Genomic DNA, 23146 nt, shown 5'->3' with positions numbered 1-23146 from the left:
AGCGGCCGCGCGGCTATCGTTCTAGTGCCACCATGACGCCTCTAAGTTCTGCCAGTCCACGCATTCGTCCGATCAAGGGGTAGCCGGGCATCATCGAGCGATCCAGATCACTCAGTAGCGCCTGACCGTGGTCGGGCCGCATCGGGATTTGTGCGTCTGCGCGGCCCTCGGCACGCCGCAGTGCCTCCTGCGCAAGAAGCGCGTCTAGTGTCGCCACCATATCCGTGTCACCTTCGAGATGCTCGGATTCATGGAAACTGACGCGAGTGCCATCAACGGGCCCCGCACGCAGCGTGTTGCGTAGATGGACGAAATGGATGCGCGCGCCCAGGCGGGTGATGAAATCGACCGGGGCGAACCCTTCCGCCACGCCCAGCGAGCCTGTGCAAAACGTGGCTCCGCTCGCAGGCAGGTCCACCGCACCAAGCATCACGGCATAGTCGTCCGTCGTTGACATTACGCGCGGCAAACCGAGCAGCGGAAATGGTGGGTCGTCAGGGTGGCAACACAAGCGCATTCCAAGCTCTTCGGCCAATGGAGCGACTTCGGACAAAAAATCGATCAGGTTTTGCCGCAACATAGTCGGCGAAATCGCGGAATAGGTGCCAAGGTTGGCGCGAACGTCGTCCAACGTCCAACGATCGTTCGATCCCGGCAACCCCGCAACGATGTTAGACGCTAAGGCCGCCTTCGCACCATCACTCATCTGCGATAACCGCTCTAAAGCCGCGTCCTGGATCGCAGCAGAATGCTCCTCCTCCGCTTCTTTGCGCTGCAAGATATGTAGATCGAAAATAGCGAAATCGATCAGGTCAAAAGCCATCGCTGTGCCACCACCGGGCAACCGCGCGGCCAGATTAGTCCTCGTCCAGTCAAGGACCGGCATGAAGTTGTAGCAGACCACCTTCTGTCCAGCCGCCGCGAGATGGCGAAGGCTCGTTCGCCACGCTTCGATATGCGCGGCACAATCGTGGCTTTGGGTTTTGATCGCCTCGGAAACTGGCAAGCTTTCCACTACGTCCCACGTTAGCCCGCTTGGCGTGTCGGGTGGTCCCTCAATCTCACGCTGGCGCTTGGCAATCTCATCTGGCGTCCATACAGCGCCTGTCGGCACATGGTGCAGCGCTGATACGATTCCAGCGGCGCCGGTTTGGCGGATATCACCAATCGTTATCTCGTCCTCGGGGCCGAACCAGCGCCATGTTTGCCTCATGATTGATCCCGTAGGGTCAAAGTGGATTCAGTGTCGAAAAGATGTACGGCGTCCGTGGCAAAACTGAGCGGCACCTTTTCGCCCTCACGGACTACCGTTTGGCCGGAATTGTGGACAGTCAGACGTGTCCCATCGCTAAGGGCGCCGTACAGATAGCTGTCGGAGCCGAGTTGTTCGACCGCGCGAACTTCGAGATGAAGTGCGCCGTCCGTTGCCGGTTGCAGTTCATTGGGGCGGATGCCAAGCGTTACGGATTGCCCCGCCTGCTGCGCGAAACCAGTGCCGGGAAGGCGTACCTGCTCTCCGGTTTCCAGCGTCAATAACGTGCGGTCGCTTGCATCCACCTTGCCCTTGAGGAAGTTCATCTTGGGCGAGCCGATGAAACCCGCCACGAACAGGTTGTGCGGGTTGTTGAACAATTCGAGCGGCGCACCGAATTGCTCCAACTCACCCAGACGCAGCACGGCGATCTTGTCGGCCATTGTCATGGCCTCCACCTGGTCGTGGGTCACGTAAATCATCGTGTTCCCGAGCCGTTTGTGCAGCGCCGAGATCTCGCCGCGCATATCGACGCGAAGTTCCGCATCGAGGTTCGAGAGCGGCTCATCAAACAGAAACACTCGGGGTTCGCGTACAACTGCGCGGCCAATGGCGACGCGCTGGCGTTGACCGCCTGACAGATCCTTGGGACGCCGATCCAGCAGTTGATCGATCTGAAGCATCGCAGAGACGGCGTTGATCTTATCCTTGATTTCGGCGCGGGGCGTGTTGATGTTCTCCAACCCGAAGCTCAGATTTTGCTCCACGGTCATATGCGGATAGAGGGCATAAGACTGAAACACCATCGCCAGGCCACGGTCAGCGGCGGGGATGTCGTTCACGACCTCATCCCCGATCACGATATCCCCGCCCGAAATCGGCTCCAACCCGGAAATCATCCGCAACAGCGTAGATTTTCCGCACCCTGACGGCCCGACAAACACGCAGAACTCGCCGTGACTGATATCAAGGTCTATGCCCTTGATGACCTCGACATTGCCATAAGATTTGCGCGCGTTTTTGAGCTGCACGCCCACGCTTGGTAAGTTCAGGTCCATTATTTGCCCCCCGTCGAAGCGATGCCCGTGGCGATGTATTTTTGCAGGAACATGAAGACGGCCGCGATCGGCAACAATGTCAGAACCGTCATGGCCAGAAGCGAGGCCCAGTCGGTCTGCAACTCCCCCTGGAACGAATTCAATGCCAGTTGCAGTGTGAAGTTTTCTGTGCGCGTCAGAACAATCAGCGGCCATAGGAAATCATTCCAGCGCCACATGATCGCGAGGATCGCAAGCACGGCGATGGCGGGCGCAGACAATGGCACGATGATGCGCCAGAAGATTTTCCACTCGGATGCCTTGTCCATCCGCGCGGCATCCAGAATTTCATCCGGTATCGTAATCATGTATTGGCGCAACAGGAACACGCCTGTCGGTGTCGCGGCCCCCGGAATGATCACTCCCCAAAGCGAGTTGAACATGCCCAGTTCGGTCACGATCAGAAACAGCGGCACCAAGACCACCGTTTGCGGGATCATCAATGTGCCGATGACCAGCAGAAGCACCGTTGTCCGGCCCCGGAATTCGTATTTGGACAAGGCGAAAGCGGCCATCGAATTGACCAGCAGCATCAACAGCGTCGCGACCACGGTGATAAAGGTCGAATTCCACAGGAACCGCAGGAAATTGAACCTCTCAAACAGTTGTGTGTAATTTTCGGTTGCGAATGCCACGGACTCGATCGCCTGCAAATCAACTGCTGGCAGCCGGATACGCGTTTCAGGATCATCCAGCCGCACAACCTCTGCGCGGCCTGCACCGCGACGGGTTTGTGCAACGGTCTCACCCGCCACTTCGGACTCAGACGTCCGCGATACCGTGAAGAGGATCAACGGGTCTTCAAACCCATCCAGTTCCACAGTTTCCTGCGCATAAGGCAGGAAGCGTGGCGGGAACCGATCCAGTTCGTTTTGCGTCTTGAAGCTGGACAGAACCAGCCAGATCACAGGACCGAACATCAGAAAGATGCCAATCGCCAGATAGGCGTAGGATACCCAGTCGGTCCAATGCAGGCGGCCCTTGCCGCGCGTCGCCGTCAGAAAGGAGATGACTTTAGCCATTTGCGTTCTTCCTGTTCGCCCAGAGTTGCACAAGCGTCAAAAGGATCAGCACCAGGGCCACCAGAAGCGACGCAGCAGCGGCCAGACCGAACAGGCGCGGAGCACCCGCAAAGCCTTCTTCGTAAATGTATTGAATGATGAAGGTCGTCGCCGTGCCGGGGCCACCGCCCGTAAAGGCATAGATTTCATCGAACGTCTGTACGCCCTTGATCAACGCCAACACCAGCACCACCAGCATGGTCGGTGCCAATAGCGGCAATGTGATGCGGCGAAACGTGCGCCAAGGCGATGCGCGGTCCATCGTCGCTGCGTCATACACGTCGCGCGGGATTGCCTGCAAACCGGCCAGCAGGATCAAGGTGTAGAACCCCATATGAGCCCAGACGGAGATGAAGACGGACCAGCCGAACGCCCATTGCGCATCCACCAGCCAGTTGAAGCCGCCGATACCCGTCCAATCCAGAAACGCGTTCAGCACGCCTTCGCGTTGCAATATCCATTTCCAGATCAGGGCAACGACAACAGGAGACAGCAAGACAGGAAAGAAAAAGACCGAGCGGAAAAAACCGCGGGCGCGTATTTCGCCGTTAAGGATAACCGCCGTCAGCAGTGAAAAGCAGACCATCATGCCGACCTGCAAGGTCACGAACCAGCTGGTGTTCCACACGGCGCGCCAGAATTTGTCCTCGCGGCACGAATTCGGATCAAGGTAATTCGAGCAATCCATCAAGGTGCCAAAGTTGCGCGGGCCCACATAGGGGCGATCCGCCAACAACACGTTGTCGCCGCCTGTCGTCGCATAGACCACGTTCAGGATGACCGGAAGGAATGCGAACAGGCCGAAAAGCAGCAAGTTGGGGAAGAGAAAGACCCATGCGAGTTTGTTGATCCCCAGCACGCGCTGAAGCGCCAGCATCGGGATCTCGATCACGCGCATGATCGGGGAAATGACATGAAGCATAGAGCCCTCCACAGGTGGTGCCCCCCGCGCCTCAGCAGCGCGGGGGGATCTTGTGGTTTACTGGGTTTCGGCCAATGCCGATTCCAGATCGGATGCCGCACGGTCCATAGCGTCGCTGACGCTGAGTTCACCGACGATAGCCTGGCTCAACCGTTCGACCGTGATGCCGAACATTGCGCGGTTGCCGGAATAACCCTGATAGGCAAAGGCAACCGGAGACACGTCAGGCAGAGCGCCGGCAAAGCCATTCAACGCAGCCTGCGCTGCCGGAGACGCGTTCTCGAACTCGACGCCCGCGGCTGCAACACCAAGGTGTGCCGGCAGGTTTCTGGTGCGTGCCGCCGCTTCTGCGTAGTTCTCTTCAGCAGCAAGGAAATCGATGATGGATGCAACGATTTCAGGATGCTCGGTTCCCTCGAAGCCAACGATCCCCGCACCGCCCGGCATGCCGGAACATGCACCAGCCGGACCACAGGGGGAGCCGACGACCTGCCAGTCGAAGAAATCACCAACTTGCTCGTCCATGCGGCCAACCTGCCAGGAACCCGAATAGTAGAATGCGACTTCGCCGTTGATGAATTCCTGTGCGGCGTCCGCATAGGTTGACCCACCTTGGCTGGCCCAAACGTCGCGCGCCATGGTGCCATCTTCGTTCCAGCCAACGAAGGCCTCCGCGAAGGTCTCAAAGCCATCGAAGGACCCTACACCGTCCGCGTCGAAATACTTCGCACCGTAGGAAATCGCCGGACCTGCCACGCGGTGACCGGAACGGTCCATCGCCATGGGGAAGTCAGCGTCAGTCGCTTCGATAACCGCCCTTGACGCAGCGGCCCAGTCGTCCCAAGTCGCGCCCTCGCCCGGCATTTCCACGCCCGCTTGCTCAAACAATGTGGCATTGACGAACGGGCCGGTGATGGTCAGCTGAGAGTGCAGGCCGTAGATGCCCTGACGGTCGCCGACGCGGTACCAATTCAGCGTTTCGCCAAACGATTCTTCCCAGTAGGACGCGTCAACGTGAGGCGTCAGATCGAGGTAGTACTCGTTCAAACCACCCAGATCGGTGACCTTCGCCAGATCAGGGCCAGTGCTTGCAGCCAGCTGCACCGGCAGGTTTTCCAGAATTGCCTGATACGGCACAACGTCTACGATGACATCCACGCCCTCGTTCTGCGCCTCGAAGCGGCTCAGCAAATCTTCGTAGACTTCGCATTCATTGCCATCCGAATAGCATTGAAAGCGGATTTCCTGGGCGGCAACGGCCGAGGCCGTCATGCTCAGACCTGCCAGAATGGCGGTGGTTCTCATGAGTTTCTTATTCACTTGATTAACTCCTCCAAGTTGAAGCGATATTATTTTTATTATTCGGGTGTCGCACAGTGTCTGCGCCAACCAGTATTTGCAAAGATTCCAGGTCCGGTTCTGCACTTCACCGCCACAAAAATGGTCGATTGCCACGATTGCGTTCGGCCAGGCTCCCCCCTTTCCGTAGATCCCAGATTTAGAGTGCATACCGGTATACCGGTTGTCAACTGACCGGTATACCGGTATCCAGTTTTGGACAAGATCACTTGCAAGCCCATGGAGCGACGGAAAAGCCGTGAACCGATCATCTGATGACACTCGATCAGCTGGCGTAGATGTTCCGCCGATGGACACGTCGCGACCGGCCAATGATCAAATCGCCGCTGCTGTGAAAGCTGCCATCCTCTCTATGCGATTGACTCCGGGACAGATGATTTCCGAAAAGGAGGTCGGCCAACTGTTCGGAGCCAGCAGGACGCCTGTGCGCGAAGCTTTCGCAATGCTGAGAGAAGAAAACCTGATCGTAACGCGGCCCAGTCGCGGCACTTTCGTCACGAAACTTTCAGTGCATCAGATCACAAGTGCGCAGTTCCTGCGCGAGGCGATAGAGGTGGCCGTCGTCGAACGTCTTTGTCAGACAGGGGTTTGCGAAACCGCGGACACAGCACTTCATGCCAACCTCGAAGAGCAGCGTCGCGCAGTTGGGACCGGAGACAAATCCGCATTTCAAACTCTCGACGATCAGTTTCACCTTGCGCTCGCCGGGGCGACAGGACTTGGCAGGATACAGCGCGCATTGACCCGCGAAAAGATGGTGCTTGATCGTCTGAGGGTCTTCTCCCTCGACAGGGCGGACAACATGAGCCGCCTTTATGAAGAGCACGATCGGATTTTCAAAGCGATCCGCACAGGCGATTTACGAAATGCCACACGGCAGCTGAGAGATCACCTGCGGCTTGTGCTTGGCACGCTGTCTGAATCTATCGCAGCAAATCGCGCGTTTTTCGATCTCAATGAGACATGAGAGAGCACCATGAACAAGGCACCTACGTCTGAACTACCACCTGTGGCGATGTCTCTTTACGAGGGTATACGTGACCTTCCAATCGTTTCACCCCACGGCCATTGCGACCCTGTGTGGTGGGCGAAAGATGCCAGATTCTCCGATCCAGCGGCGCTTTTGATCCAACCCGATCACTACGTGTTCCGGATGCTGTATTCACAGGGCGTCCCGCTCGGCGATCTCGGGATCGGCCCCGAGGGTCGCGACCGCGACCCGCGTGCTGTATTTCGCCTGTTCGCACGACACTGGGATCTGTTCCTCGGAACCCCCAGCCGACAGTGGCTCGAGCATACGCTTTATCACACCTTGGGGGTTGAAGCCCCCCTTGCCCCCGAAACCGCCGACGCAGTCTATGACCAGATCGAGGCAAAGCTGGCCAGCCCCGTTTTCCGGCCACGCGCGCTGTTCGATCGGTTCGGCATCTCGCTGCTGGCAACGACGGATCCGGCCACATCGCCCCTGTCGGACCACACAAAAATTGCGGCGTCCGGTTTGTCGGGTCGGGTCGTGCCGACCTTTCGCCCCGATGACCTGCTGAACCCACAAAAAGCAGGCCATCGCGCAGCGCTTTCCAGCTTGGCAACGATGACGGACCGCGACACGGACAATTACGACGAATTCATTGCGGCACTGCGTGATCGCCGCGCGGCATTCCGTTCTGCGGGGGCCACAGCGACGGATCACGACGTGCCCGACTTGCAGACTTGCTGGCTCGACCGCGACCAGATCACCGCGCTGCATGCGCGCGCCGTTGCGGGCACCCTGAACCACGTGGAAGCGCGCGCCTATTACGGGCACATGCTTGTTGAGATGGCGCAAATGTCGGCGGAAGATGGTCTGGTCATGCAGATCCACGCGGGCAGCCGCCGCAATACGAACAAAGCGCTGAGTGACGCCGTCGGCCCTGATATGGGGGCGGATATACCCGGTGCGCTCGATTGGGTGGGCGGTTTGGGCGCCCTGTTGAACAGGGTTGGCAACGATCCACGATTGCGCGTTCTCGTCTTCACATTGGATGAAAGCACATATGCTCGGGAACTTGCGCCTATGGCGGGACATTGGCCGTGTCTGCGCATTGGTCCACCATGGTGGTTTCACGACAGCTTGAACGGCATCCGGCGATATTTCGATAATGTCGTCGAAACGGCGGGCTACTACAACCTTGCGGGTTTCAACGATGATACACGTGCTTTCCTGTCTATCCCCGCGCGTCACAACATGTGGCGGCGCGGAGTGGCGCTTCACCTTGCCGACCAGATCGCGCGCGGCGTCCTGAACAAAAGCGAGGCGGCCAGGCTGGGCGATTGGCTGGCCCATGATGCCGCGATCGACGCCTACAGAATAGAGGGCGCCTGAATTATGCAACGTCTGCTCCATATCGGTCTTGGCAATTTTCATAGGGCGCATCAGGCCTGGTATACAGCCCGGGCCGAAGGCGACTGGCGGATCACCGGTGTCGTGATGCGCAACGAGGCGCTATTTGACACGCTGAAAAACGGAACGGGATATAGCCTCGGCATCCGGGGGGCCAACGGGCTGCAAGTCGAACACATCACGGTTCACGACAGGGTTCTGCTCGCAAGCCGGGATGCTGCGGCGGTTGTGGATGCCTTTGTCGATCCAGAGCTGCATGTCGTGACCCTTACGATCACCGAAAAAGGGTATTGTCTCGCTCCCGCAACTGGGCGTCTGGACTTGACGCACCCCGATATCGCCGCCGATCTCGCAGGGCGGCCAAGTGGCGCCATTGGCCTGCTTGCACACGGACTTGCAAGACGGATGGATGCGGGGCTCAATCCGTTGACAGTGCTGAGTTGCGACAACCTCTCGGGCAATGGCTCAAAGCTCGCCGCCGCAGTTGAGGATTTCGCCAAAAGCGCGAACATCGCCTTCGATCCCGGCAATCGGTTTCCCGACACCATGGTCGACCGGATCACACCCGCAACGACCGAAGGCCTAATTGACGAAATCACCGCATCTGCGGGCCGACCCGCAGTGGCACCTGTCATGACCGAGGCCTTCACCGAATGGGTCATCGAGGACGATTTCGCCGGGCCACGACCGGATTGGGAGAACGTCGGCGCCGAACTGGTGCCCGATGTTGCGCCGTTCGAGAAACGCAAACTCAGGTTGCTCAATGCTGCGCATTCTTGGCTGGCCTATGCTGGTCTGCTCGCAGGGCATAGATATGTGCATGAAGCGATGGCTGATCCGGCCCTGCGCAGGGGTGTTGAACGGCTGTGGGATATGGCAGCCGCCACATTGCCGCCCGTTGTGATCGACACCCTGCCCGCCTACCGCGACGCACTGATCGATCGGTTTGCCGTAGCCGAAATGCGCCACGAATTGATCCAGATCGCAGCGGACGGAAGCCTGAAAATGCGTGAACGTATCGTGCCGCTGATGGGCAATACTGCCGAAGGGTCTCAGGCATTGGACGCGGTTGCGGCCTGGATCGCATTCGCACTGCGGGCACATCGCGATGGCACGGTTTTTGCAGACCCAAACGCCAAACAAATTGCCAGGCTGTTTGATGATGCAAGGGATATTCGCGATGCCGCTGCCCAAATGGCCGATCTCATCGGCGTGCCGGATGCCTCGCCGGTGTTGCTGGATACGCTCGCCACGCGCGTCACGTCATATGCTGTATAGCTTAAGCTTAAAGAACCCCCGCACGGGTACCAGCGCCCACCCGTCGAAAACCAACCCCCTGTTTGATACGCCGCCATTGTCATTTCTGTCGATGGCTGTGGTCTTGTGGCCAAATACAGGCACACTCCACAAAGGCGACGCGACCTTGAGAGGATACGCCGCATGAAAACTCTGAAGTCATGGACGCTGGAGCGTCAACGGCCCGACGGTGTGGAGTTGCGGGTCGAAGACCGCCACATCCTGCGGGTGGTGGCGCTTGAAAACCAGCTGTTTCGCGTGTCTTTGAAGAAGGACGGTGCGTGGCGATTGCCCCGTACGTGGAGCATCGCACCCAAAACCGATGTGGCGAAAACCGATGTCCCGTGGGAAGGCCGCAACCGCGACGACATGTCAGGGTTCGACAGCCCGCGAGTCACGATCGAGGACGGCGACGCGCTGACCCTGAGCACGGACACGATCAGACTCACGATTTCGCACCCCTTGCACCTGTCGTGGGCAGTCAAGGTCGATGGCGTGTGGCAGACCTTTGTCGAAGAACGCCCCACGGGAGGAATGCTGCTTGGCCTGCGGGACCATCGGCACAACCATTTCCTGCGCCGATATCCGGACGAACCCGTACACGGTCTGGGCGAGAAAACCGGCCCGCTCGACAGGCGCGGTCGTCATTACGAGATGCGCAACCTCGACGCCATGGGATACGACGCGGAAACCACTGATCCGCTTTACAAACACATGCCGCTAACCATGACGCAAACTGTCAGGTCCGGGGCGTGGTCGATTTTCTACGATAACCTTGCAAGCTGCCATTTCGATTTGGGCAAGGAGTTGGACAACTACCATCTGCCCTATCGCGCCTATCGCAGCGACGACGGCGACCTTGATTATTACCTGCGATGGGCACCCGATATGCTGGACCTCGTAAAGGGCCACGTCCGCCTGACCGGAGGCACCTGTTTCCCCCCGCGTTGGTCGCTGGGCTACTCAGGTTCAACCATGTCCTACACGGATGCCGAGAATGCGCAGGAGCAGCTTGAAGGTTTCGTCGAAAAGATCGCGGAACACGAGATCCCCTGCGACAGTTTCCAGCTCTCGTCTGGATACTCGTCGATCAACGGAAAACGCTACGTGTTCAACTGGAACCGCGAGAAGGTACCGGACGTCAAAGCCATGACCGGCAAGTTCCGCGATGCAGGGGTACATCTGATTGGCAACATCAAACCGTGCCTGCTGAACGACCACCCGCTCTACGCTGAGGTTGCAGCGGCTGGTCTGTTTGTCAAAGACAGCGAAACCGGAGCACCCGAGCAATCCACCTTTTGGGATGATGAGGGCTCTCACCTGGATTTCACCAATCCCGACACGATCAAATGGTGGAAAGACGGCGTGACTGCTCAGTTGCTCGAAAATGGCATCGGGTCCACCTGGAACGACAATAACGAGTACGAGGTCTGGGATCGCGAAGCCCAATGCGCAGGTTTCGGTGAGCCGATCGATATCGCATTGATCCGGCCGCTACAGTCCGTGTTGATGACCCGCGCATCCCAAGAGGCCCAACGCGCCCATGCGCCGGACAAGCGACCCTATCTGATCTGTCGGTCCGGGGCACCCGGCATCCAGCGCTATGCGCAGACCTGGTCGGGCGACAATCGAACCGAGTGGAAAACGCTCCGTTACAATATCCGTACCGGCCTTGGGATGAGCCTGTCCGGCATGTTCAATGTCGGGCATGATGTTGGCGGCTTTTCCGGCCCACGGCCCGACCCGGAACTATTCGTGCGTTGGGTCCAGAACGGCATCTTCCATCCGCGCTTCACGATCCATTCGTGGAACGACGATCAAAGCGCGAACGAAGCCTGGATGCATCCCGAAGTCACCGGTCACATCCGCGATGCCATCAACCTACGCTATCGGTTGATGCCCTATCTCTACACGCTGCTGTGGCAGGCTGTACAAGACGATGAGCCGATGTTGCGGCCGATCTTCATTGACCATCCGAACGATCCACATGCCTGGGAGGAGACCGACGATTTCATGTTGGGCCGCGATCTCTTGGTGGCCAATGTCACCGAGCAGGGGGCGACGTCGCGCAAGGTGCGGTTGCCGCTCAATGCCACCGGCTGGTGGGATTTCGACAGCGGGCAGTGGCACGCACCGGGCGCAGTCGTCGAAAAGGTCGTCGACCTCGCGACGATTCCGCTATTTGTCCGGGCTGGCGCAGTACTGCCAATGTCCATCGACGCGGAACGGGCTGATCCGATGGCCGATATGGGGCGGGTCCTGGCGCTTTTCCCGTTGCAGGGCGACGGAAGCGGTGCTGGCTATCTCTTCGAGGATGACGGCGTGAGCGTAGATGCGCCATACTCGCTTCTGAATTTCTCGTTGGTCAGTCGTGGTGACACCCTTGAACTCGACTGGCAACAGGCAGGAACGGCAAATCCGGTTCTGGACAAGGCAATCGTGTCCTTACCCAAAGGCGAAACTCGTTCATTGACCGTTCGGGGCACTGCCGTTGCGCCGGGAAACCAGTTTGAGCTCTGATCATTCAGGGCCAAGGGTGGAGTACGCGACCCGAAGCGGCACTGTGCAAGTTGCACCGTGCGTCGCTGTCAGTCTGCCGTGAAGCTTCCCATCTGGCCCTTGTAGAAGGCGAGCGGGTCGCCGTCTTCGCGCATCTGTGCCCGGTTCACCTGCCCAAGCATTATGACGTGATCGCCGCCCTCATAGGCGGCGGTTTTCGTGCACTCGAAACGTGCCAGGCAATTCTCGAGAACCGGTACGCCTTCTGCATTAAGTTGCAAATTGCGGTTGTTCAGAGCATTCACATCTTTTGCCACAGCCCAACACAGTTCATCTTGGTCAGCAGATAAAACGTGGACCGCATAATGTGTTGCGCACTCGAAATGCGAAAACCTGCGGGATTTTTTGTCAGGTGACCAAAGAACCAATGGTGGTGATAGGGAGACCGACGCGAAGCTGCTCGCCGTAATTGCAGACACGCCGCTCTCCGTTGCAGTTGTCACGATCGTCACGCCAGTCGCAAACCGCCCGAATGCATCACGCAATAGGCGTGTATTTGTCTCGTCCGGCACAAAGGCCCTTGAGGAGGCATTGGCGTGAATCGACACTAGGCGACCTCCCGTCCCAAGGCTGCTTCGTACAGAGAAAACCACGTCGGACGATCAAGTTCGACCTTCAACGCGTCGGATATTTTCGCGATGCGGTCCAGATTGTTGGTGCCAAGCACGGGTAGAATGTTCGACGGATGGCGCAGCAAGAAGGCCACGGCCACCGCCGCGCGGTCCACACCCTGATCTGCCGCGATTACGTCCAGACGGTCAGCGACTTCGCCTTTGCCTGTCATCAACGCGCCACCACCCAGCGGCGACCAAGCCATCATGGCATGTCCCTGCCGTTGGTGAAACGCCATGTCCCCGTTGGTGAATGGCGCGACTTCAGCCAATGAAATCTCGATCTGGTTTGTCGACAGTTTGGTTTTCATGCCCGACTGCAACAAATCCCAGTCGTAGGGGCGGAAGTTCGACACACCCACCGCGCGAACCTTGCCGCTTTGCACCAGGTCATCCAGTGCCGCGCCGGTCTCGTTGTGGTCCATCAAAGGGTCGGGGCGATGGATCAGAAGCATGTCGATATGGTCCAACCCCATATCACGCAGGGAGCATTCGACCGAATATTCGATATGCTTGCGCGAGGTGTCGTAGTGCTTCACTGGCGTATCCGCGTAGCGGCCAGCCGGCACAACGATATCGCACTTCGTCACGATCTCCATTCGATTGCGCAGCTTCGGGTTCGCCTTCAACGCATCACCCAGCACGGCTTCGGCGACATAGCCGCCATAGATATCCGCCTGATCGAAGGTCGTGATGCCCTGATCCAGACACGCCTGAATTTTGGCCTCCACAAAGGCGGGTGAGGTATCGGTATCGTCAGCGACGCGCCACATGCCATAGACAAGGCGGCTGAACGACAGATCGGAATCTATTGAGATGCGGTCCATTAGCGGCGAACTCCTGAGGCAAGGGGGGTTGCAGGGGGCTGCGCCGGAACGCGGCCATATTCCTGGGGCAAGGAGCAGGTTTTCATCTGCGTCAGCACACGGGCGCCAAAATGCTCGGCCTCATCAATATGTGGGTAGCCGGACAGGATAAAGGAGCGGATGCCCATTTTCTGGTAGGCCTCCAGCTTGCTGAGCACCTGATCCGTCGACCCGACGATTGCAGCACCGCAGCCCGAACGCGCCCGTCCCACGCCCGTCCACATATGCGGCTCGATGTAACCGTCATTATCGGCCAGGTCGCGGTTCTTGGCCTGATGGCTGACGCCGAGCGATTTCGCGTCCAGCGCACGGTTGCGGATCGCGTTGCCTTGTTCATCATCCAGCTTGGAGACGATATATTCAGCGTATTCTTTCGCCTCGGCCTCCGTGTCGCGAACGATGACATGAGTGCGCAGCCCGTAATCCAACGTCCGGCCATAGCGTTCCGCAACGGCATTGACGGCCTTCATGCGCCCCTCAAGCTCTTCGATCTTTTCGGGCCACATCAGATAGACGTCGCAATACTCGCCGCATAGTTCAAGCGCATCGGGGGAATAGCCACCGAAATAGAGCAACGGGCCGCCCGTTTGATAAGGCCGCACCGGGTCTGTCGTCAGGCCCTTGAAATCATAGATATCGCCAGTGTGGTTGATCTCGTCCCGGGTCCACGCCTGTTTGAGGATTTGAACAACCTCGCGGGACCGCTGATAACGGTAGGGACTGGGCTCTTGCTGTCCGGGGAAGTCGGACGAAATGATGTTGACCGTCAAACGCCCTTCCAGCATGTGATCGAGCGTGGCAAGGGTGCGTGCAAGCATGATCGGCTGCATCTCTCCGCAGCGCACGGCGGCAAGCAGGTTGATCTTTGACGTGATCGGAGCGCATCCCGCAACGAAGCTGAGCGTGTCCTGACCAACTTGATAAGATGAAGGACACAGGATGTTGCGAAAGCCCTGATCCTCGGCGGTTTTCACAATATCGGAACAATGTGCCCACGACGAACGCAGATCGCCGTCCGGCACCCCCAGGAACTGATAATCGTCAGAGCAGAGCGCCGAGAACCATGAGACCTCTGCCGCGTCCAGATCTGGTGATGTCACCGGAACAATTGTCATTTGATTCCCCAATGCTGTTGCGCGGATTTGTCTTGCGTAACCTTGTCTTTGATGTAAATCAATGGGGCATCAATTTTCAAGCAGGGAAGGAGCCGCACTTGTATGAACGCCGCGTCGGCCCCGCTGCCCTGCCAATCTATGTGCAAGTGAGCGAAGTCCTGATCCGTGAAATTGCATCCGGTCGCCTGACTGACGGGCAACGCCTGCCGCCTGAGCGCCAGCTTGCGGCAACGCACCAGGTCACCGTTCGCACGCTGCGGAAATCATTGACGATCCTTGAACAAAAGGGACTTCTGGAACGTGTGCAGGGATCAGGAAATTACGTAAGATCCAACCCTGAAGCGCAAAGCACCTACTCTATGTTTCGCATTGAGTTGCTTTCCGGCGGCGGCCTGCCAACCGCGCGCTTCCTCGACATTTCCGAGCGCGAAAAGCCCGGCGATCTGCCCGAATTCGGAAGCTCGACCCATGGCACACGAATGAGACGATTACGGTGTCTCAACAAAGTACCGGTTGCCGTGGAAGAAATCTGGCTGGACGGCGATAGCGGTACGGTTCTGCCCGCGCTGGCCTCGGATTCCCTCTACCGCTATTATCAGGTGAAGCTGGGTTTTTGGATCACACGCGCCGAAGATTACGTAAGCATCTCAAGAACGCCTGACTGGGCCCCGGTTGAATTCGGCAAAGCCCCCGGCGCGATGACAGGCTACATCGAACGCCTCGGTTGGGAGCAAAAACCGCATCCCGTTGAATACTCTCGAACATGGTTTGACACGGATATCGCACGATATGTGCAGCGGCTGAAATAGGAGCATCGACATGGCAAAACAGGTCAACTACGGCATTATCGGATGCGGCATGATGGGCCAGGAGCACCTCCGCAATATCGCCCTTCTGCCGAACACACGCGTTTCCGCGATCTTTGAGCCGGATGCGGATATGGCAAACCAAGCCAGACATCTGGCACCCGACGCTACCTTTGTTGGCAGTGTCGATGCCCTGTTGGAGGTCGAGAGCCTGGATTGCATCCTGATCGCAAGCCCCAACTTTCGACATGTGGAGCAGCTTGATGCCTTGGCTGCAAAACGCCCCTTGCCGGTTCTCGTCGAGAAGCCGCTATTTACCAATCCCAATGATATCAATCGAATAGAGGTGTTTCGCCAGAATTATCCGGCACCTGTCTGGGTCGCGATGGAATACCGCTACATGCCACCTATCGCAACATTTCTGAAAGATGTCGAAGCGGCGACAGGTGGCGTCAAGATGTTGACGATCCGAGAGCATCGTTTCCCGTTTCTCAGCAAGGTCGAGGACTGGAACAGGTTCAACGCAAAGACCGGCGGAACCTTTGTCGAGAAATGTTGTCATTTCTTCGATTTGATGCGGCTTGTGATACAATCAGAGCCAATCCGCGTGATGGCTTCCGGGGGACAGGATGTAAACCATCTGGACGAAACATACGATGGCGAGACCCCGGACATTTACGATAACGGCTACGTTATCGTCGACTTTGCCTCAGGTGCGCGGGCGGTTCTTGAACTGTGCATGTTCGCCGACGGCGCCCGCTACCAGGAAGAAGTGTCCGCCGTGGGGCCCAACGGCAAGATTGAAGCACTCGTTCCGGGCCCGGGGCGCTTTTGGCCAGAGCACCTTGGCGAACCGCCCGTGCCACAGGTTATTGTAAGCCCACGCTCACCCAAGGGACCATTGGTGCGCAATATACCCGTCGATCCAACGCTACTGGACGCGGGCGATCACAATGGGTCGACCTTCTACCAACATCGACACTTCGTTGATCTGGTGTGCGGAAATCGCGAAACGGCGGACGTGAATCTCTACGATGGGATGATTTCAGTCATCATGGGTATGGCAGCGCAGCTATCAATGAAGGAACATCGCGCTGTTGCCATCGATGAATTAGCTGACACGCTCATTAGACCGCACTGAATTAACTCTCGTATCGTGTCAGACTAACCTCTGGTCCAAGAAAACTGGGCGGTGAGCTAGGTATATCCCGATGATGAAGGGATGTCGGATGGCTCGGACGCAACGAGAGTTTAGGGATAACTTCAAGGCACAGAGGCGCTGGAGGAGTTGCGTGACGACCCGACGGTACGGGGGTGGCGGCGCGGTACGGCTTGCTGCCGACACAGGTGAGCGCTTGTAAGAAGCTGGTGATGGTTTAGAGGCCGGACGGGTCAACCTCTACAGCCCCTATTTGGCGCTCCGCTTTCAAGCACCATCTAAAGCGGTGCCACCCCTCACCTACCCTGCGTCGGCGCTATCAAAATCCGTGCCTTACATGATTGCAGAAGCGATGTGCTGCGCGGGCCGATTCCAAAGCAGTTGGGAATGCCCCGCAGCTATGCGAGCGACACATCTCGCGACACCAACACCGAAAATCTTCGATTAGATCGACGGAAATTCGATTTTGGCACGTATACCCTATCAGAACCTGAAGGGACCAAAGCCATGAAACTGCACCTCGCCACCCTCCTCGTGTGTTCAACGATTGCCACCTCCGCCATGGCAGAGACTTTTTCCGCCGATGTCTGGGCCGATAATTGGTTCGAGATGCGCATCGATGGCATTCAGGTTGCCGAGGACAGCGTATCCATCACTACCGAACGCTCGTTCAACGCCGAGAGTTTCGACTTTGACGCCCAGCGCCCCTTTACGGTCGGCATTGTCGCCAAGGATTTCAAGGAGAACGATACCGGTCTGGAATATATCGGCACCAACCGCCAGCAGATGGGCGATGGCGGTATTATCTTGCAAATCCACGATGCAGCCGGTGAACCGGTTGTCGTCAGCTCTGGCGATTGGGTTTGCGAGGTCATCCACACCGCACCGCTGGATAAATCCTGCGAAGATGAGAGCAACCCCGTCGCGGGTGAGGGCGTTTGCAGCTTCGATATCTCGGATGAACCAACAGGCTGGGATAGCGCAGATTTCGATGCCACCGACTGGCCCGCCGCCTCTGTCTATTCCGCCCAGCAGGTCAGCCCCAAGGGGGGATATGACGAAATCACATGGGATGACACGGCAGAGCTGATCTGGGGGCCGGACCTTGAACAAAGCAACACGGTCCTGTGCCGCCTGACCGTCAACTGAGCAGGCACAGCATGAAACACCTGACTTATTGCGCTGTAGCGCCTGTTTTGCTGGCTGTGGCAGGTCCTGCCGCCGCACATGAGGATCATTGCGACGCGGTGATCGCATCGGTTGCAGAGGCAGGCTTTGCTGACAGCGTGACCGTGACCTGCACCGATAGCCACGCCGTGCTGACATCCGACACCTTTCCCGATCATGAGTTGATGACCGGTATTGTCGGAACGAACGAGCAAATCCCGGTGCCTGCTGAATACAGCGCACCGATCATCCTGACGTCAGAGTTCACCGGCACGCCCCTAACGCGGGATGCTGCGCTGGGCGTGGCCGTCAACGGAGTGCCGATCTATGACTATACAGGTGGGGGTGAGGTGACTGAGGCCGATCTGGCCCATCATCAAGCGCACCACGACACCGTGCAAACAGGCCAATTGGATGTTTGCGGTGGCCATGCCGGGCGTGGCGACGACTACCACTATCACACCGCCCCAACTTGCATGATCGACGCCATGGATAATACCGGCGAGGACGACGCGATCATTGGCTGGGCCTTTGATGGATACCCGATTTACGGCGATAATAACCCCGATGGCAGCGCGATTGCGCAAGGGGTGCTTGATGTCTGTAACGGGCAGGCCGACGCGGATTTCGGCTATCGCTACCACACATCCCCAGAGGCGCCGTATATCGTGCAGTGCCTGATGGGCGCAGTGGCTGACTTTGATCAATTACCCCGTGTGCGCCCCATGACTGCAACCACCGGTGATGGGGCAGAGCCGGGCCGCCCACCGCAAGGAGGTGTCGGAAATCTGGTGATGACCCAAAATTCCGATGGCTCCAACAGCATGGATTACAGCTATCAGGGGCAAGACTACTATATCCGCTACGCCCCCGCCGATACGGAAAATTGCTATGATTACACAACCAGCACCGTCACCAATGGTGGCGAAATCATGCAGGGCGAGTTCTGTCGATGATTTGACCACCCATTGCGACGGGTGGCCAATACCGGCTTCGGATCAGGACGCATCAGTCCTATGTCGGTGATCCACTAACCATTCCGGCGCTCATGGCCCCCAGAGCCACGAGGTGGACCAGCATCAGCGCTTTGTCGTTCCACATCGCGCCAACTGCAAACCAGCCCAGCACACCAATTAGGAACAGATACAGGTTCCATGGCGTCCAGCCAAAGCCGGTCGCGGTGTAGCCCATGATCTGGATGATTGACGCGCCCCATTTGACCACGAAAACCATGCGCTCAAATCGCGGGCGTGCGACGATAGCGTCAGACGGCACGGGTCAGTCCCCCATCAATGCGCAGGTTCTGCCCTGTCATATAGCCACCTCCATCGGATGCGAGCAGTGAGATCACCGAGGAAACCTCATGCGTTTGCCCGTAGCGCGCCATGGGAATGCGGTCCTTACGGTCCTGCGTTTCAGGCAGGCTGTCGATAAATCCGGGCAAGATGTTATTCATCCGAATGTTATCCGCCGCGTATTTATCGGAATAAAGCTTGGTAAAAGCGGCTAAGCCGGCGCGGAAAACGCCCGAGGTCGGGAATAGCGGGTCGGGCTCAAAGGCAGCGAAGGTTGAGATGTTGATAATCGTACCGCCGCCCTGCGCCTGCATGATCGGAGTGACCAAGCGCGTCGGGCGGATGACGTTCATCAGGTAAACCTCCATCCCTGTGTGCCAATCCTCGTCCGATATTTCCAGCACCGGCCCCTTGGGGCCATGCCCCGCGGAATTCACCAAGGCATCGACGCGGCCCCAGCGCTGCATCGCGCCCTGCACCAGCGCCGACAGATCGTCCGGATTGGTGTTGGAGCCGGTGATGCCGAACCCGTTCAGCTCAACGCCCAGCGCCTCCCCCTTGCCCGACGACGACAGAACCCCGACCCGAAACCCATCAGCGGCCAGTTGACGTGCGGCATCTGCGCCCATTCCGCTTCCACCCGCTGTAATCAGCGCGACTTTTTCTACTGACATTATTCACTCCATGCCTCACTTGATCTACATATAACGCATCCTCATCGTGACTTCGCTTGAGAATTCCTGCCTCATGCCAATAGAAATCTTAGTGTCAAAATGTCCCAACTGCCCCCCTTGAATGGATTGCGCGCATTTGAAACCGCCGGTCGGTGTTTGAATTTTCGGGCTGCCGCCGATGAGCTGGGCGTCACTCAGGGTGCCGTGGCCCAACAGGTGCGTCAGCTTGAGGCGCATTTAGGTCTGCCCCTCTTTGAACGCCTGCCCAAGGGGCTGGCATTTACCGCCTCAGGGCGCAGTTATCATGTCAGTGTCACCGCTGCGTTCGAGGCATTACGCAGCGCCACCGATCAGCTGAAACCGGAACCAGGCAAGGTTCTGGTCAGTGTGACGCCAACATTCGCGGCAAAGTGGCTGATCCCCAATCTGCCCGACTTTTCAGCCAAGCACCCGGATATCGACCTGCGCATTTTGGCAACGGAAAGGGTCTCCAGCTTTCAAAGCGATGGAATTGATCTTGCCGTTCGGCAGGGAAAGCCACCCTTTGGTGCGTCGCTGGATGCCCACATGCTGTTCCGGCAGGATGTCATTGCAGTGGCCGCACCCAGCCTGTTGGACGGCCAAGGTGTCACCGCAGGGAAAGAGGCGATTTCATCCCTGCCCAAGCTGCACGACACCCACGACCTGTGGCCGGATTTTCTAAGATTGCTGAATGTGCAGGATAAGGGCGGTCGCGGATTGCGCCTTAGCCAAACCTCGCTCGCCGTTGATGCAGCCCTGTTTGGTCAAGGGGTTGCCTTGGTCAGCCGCTTTCTGGTGGCGCGGGATCTCGCGGCCAAACGGCTGATACAGATCACACCGGAAACAATGTCCGGCAAACAGGATTTCTATTTGCTCGCCGCCCGAAAACCCAAACAGAACAAATCTATCGATACGGTGGTGGCGTGGTTAATAGAGTCGGCGCAAACTGTCGCTAGCTAAGCTAGCGAAGCAAGACTTACGCAACCTCATCAAGCAAAAAGCGTGTCCTTGGGGGCCGCTTGCCCACCCGATAGTTTGGCGATCGCACGATCAACGGCAGGTGAAGACATCCCTAACGTACATGTGGATCGCACTTTTGAAGCACCGGCCCTCAACGAAAAAACTTAATCTCGCCAGGAGCTTCTTACCTTATATCTATGCTCTTGGCGTCGATTCGCTTGCTGACCAACAGAGGTCAGATTTCGACGCTCTGCCATGACTATATCGAATAGAGATTTGGAATTACTCCGACCATTAGGTCGCCACTTAAAGACATCGCACTATGTGTGGAGGTTTCGTAAAAACTGAGGTGCCCCTAGATTTGTAGACGGTTTGCTTGGTAATTTTGGAACCAAGGAGAGACGGATATGAACAAGGGAATACGGTTTACGGACGAGTTCAAACAGGACGCCGTGGCGCAGGTTGTTGAGCGTGGTTATGCGGTCAGCGAGGTGGCGGAGCGGCTGGGGATCAGTACCAAGTCGCTTTACACGTGGAAGTCGCAGTTTGCGAAGTCGCCTGGTGTCAGATCAGAGGCTGCGGATCAGGCCGCTGAGATCCGGCGGTTGAAGCGAGAACTGGCGCGCGTCACCGAGGAACGTACGATCTTAAAAAAGGCGACCGCGTACTTCGCGCGCGAGTCTCAGTAAAGTACGCGTTCATTGAGGCTCACCGTGCAGAGTTTTCTGTTCGGTCGATGTGTCGTGTGCTGATGGTCCATTTCAGCGGGTTCTATGCATGGCTTAAAGAACCGTTAAGCCAGCGTGCGCTTGAGGATGCACGTCAGACTGAGCTGATCCAGCAGGCATGGACCGATAGCGGTAAAGTCTATGGATATCGCAAATTGGCAGACGACCTGCGCGATGCTGGCGAGACCTGTTCAGAGAACAGTGTGGCACGTTTGGCCAGCTTGGCAGGCATTGCAGCGCAGATCGGATACAAACGTCGACCTGGGCGGTATGGTGGCAAGCCATCGGTTGTCGCGGACAACACGCTGGATCGACAGTTTGAAGTTGATGCCCCTGACCGTGCCTGGGTGACCGACATTACCTACATCAGGACCCATGAAGGCTGGTCGTACCTCGCTGTGGTCATCGACCTGTTCTCACGGCGTGTCGTGGGCTGGTCGATGCAGTCTCGCATGCCAACCGACCTAGCCCTACAAGCATTGCTGAGCGCCGTTTGGCGGCGCAAACCAAAGCATAGGGTCTTGATCCATTCTGGACCTGTCACGCTTTCGTGCCGCCCCAAGTGCTCGTTTAAGCCACTTTTCTTTCGAATGCGACTGGGCTTTTCCAGCCCAGTGCTGAGTGGCGTCGCCGTGGATTGTAGAAGCCGTTGATGTATTCGAAGATCGCCATCTCGGCCTGCCGCCGTGTTTTCCATGACTGACGCCAGATCAGTTCAGCTTTGATGGTCTTGAAGAAGGTTTCGACAGCTGCGTTATCATAGCAGTTGCCTTTACCTGACATCGACGCCTTGAAGTCATGCTGTCGCAGGATCTTCTGGTAATCGTGAGAGCAGTATTGGCTGCCACGATCGGTGTGATGGATACAGCCTTTGTTTGGTGCGCGGAAAGCTATGGCCATCTTCAATGCCCGGATCGCCAGGTCGCGCTTCATCCGATTACTAACAGCCCAGCCGATGACGCGCCGGGAATGCAAGTCCAAGATCACGGCCAGATACAACCAGCCCTCACGCGTCCAGACATAGCTGATGTCACCCGCCCATTTCTGGTTCGGTTGGTCCGCAGTGAAGTCTCGGTCCAGCAAGTTGGGTGCGATGTTGAACTTGTGATTACTGTCCGTCGTCACCTTGTGTTTGCGTGTCCTGACGACTGATATGCCGTTCTGGCGCATCAAACGCCCAACGCGACGGTGCCCTACGTTCAGACCGATCTCCTTCAACTCTTCGGTCATGCGTGGTCTGCCATAGCTACCCAAGCTGAGACGCGATTGTTCTTTGATGTGCGCCAGCGTCACAAGATCAGACCGCTGTCGGTGACTGGCAGGGCGGCTGCGGAACGCACGTAGTCCGCGTGCGCTTACACCAACGACATCGCACAGGCGGTTGGCCGAGAAGCTGGCGCTGTGTTCTTCAACAAACCTAAATCTCATTGCTTTAGGCCCGCAAAGAACTGGGTGGCCCTTTTTAGAATTTCCCTCTCCTCATTGAGGAGCCTGATCTCACGCCGAAGCCGGTCATTCTCTTTGGCGAGCTCTAAATCCTCTTTCGACACCACATCCGTATCTCGATGCGCAGTGATCCATTTGTTCAGCGGCGACATCCCCACGCCCAGATCATCAGCCACTTGCCTGCGCGTCAGCCCGCTGGTCAGTGCAATCCGAACCGCATCTTGGCGGAATTCGTCCGTCCGTTTCAGTCCCATAATTCATCTCCTTTGTTGCAGTAAATGCTATCAAAGGAGCGGCATCAAACCGCGACAGGTCCAATTTGCTTTAAAATTTCCCTTTTACTTGACGAAATCGCTAGGGAATTTGACATCC

At 57.6% G+C, this 23146-nt stretch carries 20 protein-coding genes and 1 pseudogene; 10 read left to right on the top strand and 11 right to left on the bottom strand.

The window, feature by feature from the left end; genetic code table 11:
- Window positions 1-13: 13 nt before the first annotated feature.
- From uxuA to CR254_RS16915, 5 genes are read right to left on the bottom strand one after another with little or no spacing between them, the layout of a single operon-like run.
- Window positions 14-1213 (bottom strand): mannonate dehydratase, encoded by a 1200-nt coding sequence (uxuA, locus tag CR254_RS16935; RefSeq protein ID WP_097932115.1) that lies wholly within the window; start codon window positions 1211-1213, stop codon window positions 14-16.
- Complete coding sequence (locus tag CR254_RS16930; protein WP_097932113.1) at window positions 1210-2310, bottom strand: ABC transporter ATP-binding protein; 1101 nt, start codon at window positions 2308-2310, stop codon at window positions 1210-1212. Before CR254_RS16930 ends, uxuA begins: the two co-directional genes overlap by 4 nt.
- Window positions 2310-3371, bottom strand: coding sequence for a carbohydrate ABC transporter permease (locus tag CR254_RS16925; RefSeq protein WP_097932111.1), 1062 nt, complete (start codon window positions 3369-3371; stop codon window positions 2310-2312). Before CR254_RS16925 ends, CR254_RS16930 begins: the two co-directional genes overlap by 1 nt.
- A complete protein-coding gene (locus CR254_RS16920; RefSeq protein WP_097932109.1) occupies window positions 3364-4332 on the bottom strand; it encodes a carbohydrate ABC transporter permease in 969 nt (322 codons plus the stop codon). The genes CR254_RS16925 and CR254_RS16920 overlap by 8 nt, the downstream gene beginning before the upstream one ends.
- Before the next feature lie 57 nt (window positions 4333-4389).
- Window positions 4390-5652: an ABC transporter substrate-binding protein gene (locus CR254_RS16915; protein WP_219618040.1), complete on the bottom strand. Its 1263-nt coding sequence runs from the start codon at window positions 5650-5652 to the stop codon at window positions 4390-4392.
- A 277-nt stretch (window positions 5653-5929) separates the two neighbouring features.
- Between CR254_RS16915 and CR254_RS16910 the strand changes: the two genes are divergently transcribed.
- The 4 genes from CR254_RS16910 (at window position 5930) to CR254_RS16895 (ending at window position 11887) form a co-directional block, all read left to right on the top strand.
- Window positions 5930-6658 (top strand): GntR family transcriptional regulator, encoded by a 729-nt coding sequence (locus CR254_RS16910; protein WP_219618039.1) that lies wholly within the window; start codon window positions 5930-5932, stop codon window positions 6656-6658.
- Between the two features lie 9 nt (window positions 6659-6667).
- Window positions 6668-8053: a glucuronate isomerase gene (gene uxaC / locus CR254_RS16905; RefSeq protein ID WP_097932104.1), complete on the top strand. Its 1386-nt coding sequence runs from the start codon at window positions 6668-6670 to the stop codon at window positions 8051-8053.
- 3 nt (window positions 8054-8056) lie between these two features.
- Window positions 8057-9349 carry a mannitol dehydrogenase family protein gene (locus CR254_RS16900; protein WP_097932102.1) on the top strand — a complete coding sequence of 431 codons (1293 nt, stop codon included), beginning with the start codon at window positions 8057-8059 and terminating at the stop codon, window positions 9347-9349.
- Between the two features lie 162 nt (window positions 9350-9511).
- A complete protein-coding gene (locus tag CR254_RS16895; RefSeq protein WP_097932100.1) occupies window positions 9512-11887 on the top strand; it encodes a glycoside hydrolase family 31 protein in 2376 nt (791 codons plus the stop codon).
- 68 nt (window positions 11888-11955) lie between these two features.
- Here CR254_RS16895 and CR254_RS16890 read toward each other — a convergent pair whose 3' ends face one another.
- The 3 genes from CR254_RS16890 to CR254_RS16880 are packed head-to-tail and all read right to left on the bottom strand — an operon-like array spanning window position 11956 to window position 14518.
- Entirely contained in the window at window positions 11956-12474 is a 519-nt protein-coding gene (locus CR254_RS16890) for a flavin reductase family protein (protein WP_097932098.1), read from the bottom strand.
- On the bottom strand, window positions 12474-13364 hold the full coding sequence (locus tag CR254_RS16885; protein WP_097932096.1) for an aldo/keto reductase: 891 nt from the start codon (window positions 13362-13364) through the stop codon (window positions 12474-12476). The genes CR254_RS16890 and CR254_RS16885 overlap by 1 nt, the downstream gene beginning before the upstream one ends.
- Complete coding sequence (locus CR254_RS16880; RefSeq protein ID WP_097932094.1) at window positions 13364-14518, bottom strand: LLM class flavin-dependent oxidoreductase; 1155 nt, start codon at window positions 14516-14518, stop codon at window positions 13364-13366. Before CR254_RS16880 ends, CR254_RS16885 begins: the two co-directional genes overlap by 1 nt.
- On the opposite strand from CR254_RS16880, the gene CR254_RS16875 reads away from it, so the two are divergent.
- The 4 genes from CR254_RS16875 to CR254_RS16860 all read left to right on the top strand — a co-directional run bounded on the left by CR254_RS16875 (window position 14497) and on the right by CR254_RS16860 (window position 18606).
- The gene (locus CR254_RS16875) at window positions 14497-15327 is read left to right on the top strand and encodes a GntR family transcriptional regulator (RefSeq protein ID WP_245851719.1); all 831 of its coding nucleotides are present in this window, start codon (window positions 14497-14499) and stop codon (window positions 15325-15327) included. The two genes, CR254_RS16880 and CR254_RS16875, sit on opposite strands and share 22 nt — an antisense overlap.
- A gap of 10 nt (window positions 15328-15337) precedes the next feature.
- Window positions 15338-16465 carry a Gfo/Idh/MocA family protein gene (locus CR254_RS16870; protein WP_097932090.1) on the top strand — a complete coding sequence of 376 codons (1128 nt, stop codon included), beginning with the start codon at window positions 15338-15340 and terminating at the stop codon, window positions 16463-16465.
- 525 nt (window positions 16466-16990) lie between these two features.
- Entirely contained in the window at window positions 16991-17632 is a 642-nt protein-coding gene (locus tag CR254_RS16865) for a PEBP family protein (RefSeq protein WP_097932196.1), read from the top strand.
- Between the two features lie 11 nt (window positions 17633-17643).
- Window positions 17644-18606, top strand: coding sequence for a YHYH protein (locus tag CR254_RS16860; protein WP_097932088.1), 963 nt, complete (start codon window positions 17644-17646; stop codon window positions 18604-18606).
- 58 nt (window positions 18607-18664) lie between these two features.
- Here the strand turns inward: CR254_RS16860 and CR254_RS16855 are convergent, their stop codons facing one another.
- On the bottom strand, window positions 18665-18925 hold the full coding sequence (locus CR254_RS16855) for a DUF6552 family protein (protein ID WP_425440297.1): 261 nt from the start codon (window positions 18923-18925) through the stop codon (window positions 18665-18667).
- On the bottom strand, window positions 18915-19619 hold the full coding sequence (locus CR254_RS16850) for an SDR family oxidoreductase (protein WP_097932086.1): 705 nt from the start codon (window positions 19617-19619) through the stop codon (window positions 18915-18917). The genes CR254_RS16855 and CR254_RS16850 overlap by 11 nt, the downstream gene beginning before the upstream one ends.
- A gap of 99 nt (window positions 19620-19718) precedes the next feature.
- On the opposite strand from CR254_RS16850, the gene CR254_RS16845 reads away from it, so the two are divergent.
- Window positions 19719-20600 carry a LysR substrate-binding domain-containing protein gene (locus CR254_RS16845; RefSeq protein ID WP_097932084.1) on the top strand — a complete coding sequence of 294 codons (882 nt, stop codon included), beginning with the start codon at window positions 19719-19721 and terminating at the stop codon, window positions 20598-20600.
- Window positions 20601-21007: 407 nt separating this feature from the next.
- Window positions 21008-21861 (top strand): annotated as a pseudogene (locus tag CR254_RS18255) (IS3 family transposase); the annotation flags it as partial.
- A 37-nt stretch (window positions 21862-21898) separates the two neighbouring features.
- Here the strand turns inward: CR254_RS18255 and CR254_RS16830 are convergent.
- Window positions 21899-23028, bottom strand: a protein-coding gene (locus CR254_RS16830) for an IS3 family transposase (protein ID WP_097932078.1) whose coding sequence is annotated in 2 segments (ribosomal slippage) — window positions 21899-22785 and window positions 22785-23028 — 1131 coding nt in all. Because the reading frame shifts where the segments join, the coding sequence is not laid out codon by codon here.
- Window positions 23029-23146 lie beyond the last annotated feature (118 nt).

This window comes from Pontivivens marinum (genome assembly GCF_900231835.1).
GTDB lineage: Bacteria > Pseudomonadota > Alphaproteobacteria > Rhodobacterales > Rhodobacteraceae > Pontivivens > Pontivivens marinum.
Note: the sequence above shows the minus strand (reverse complement) of the source record. Positions and strands in the feature narration are given on the sequence as shown.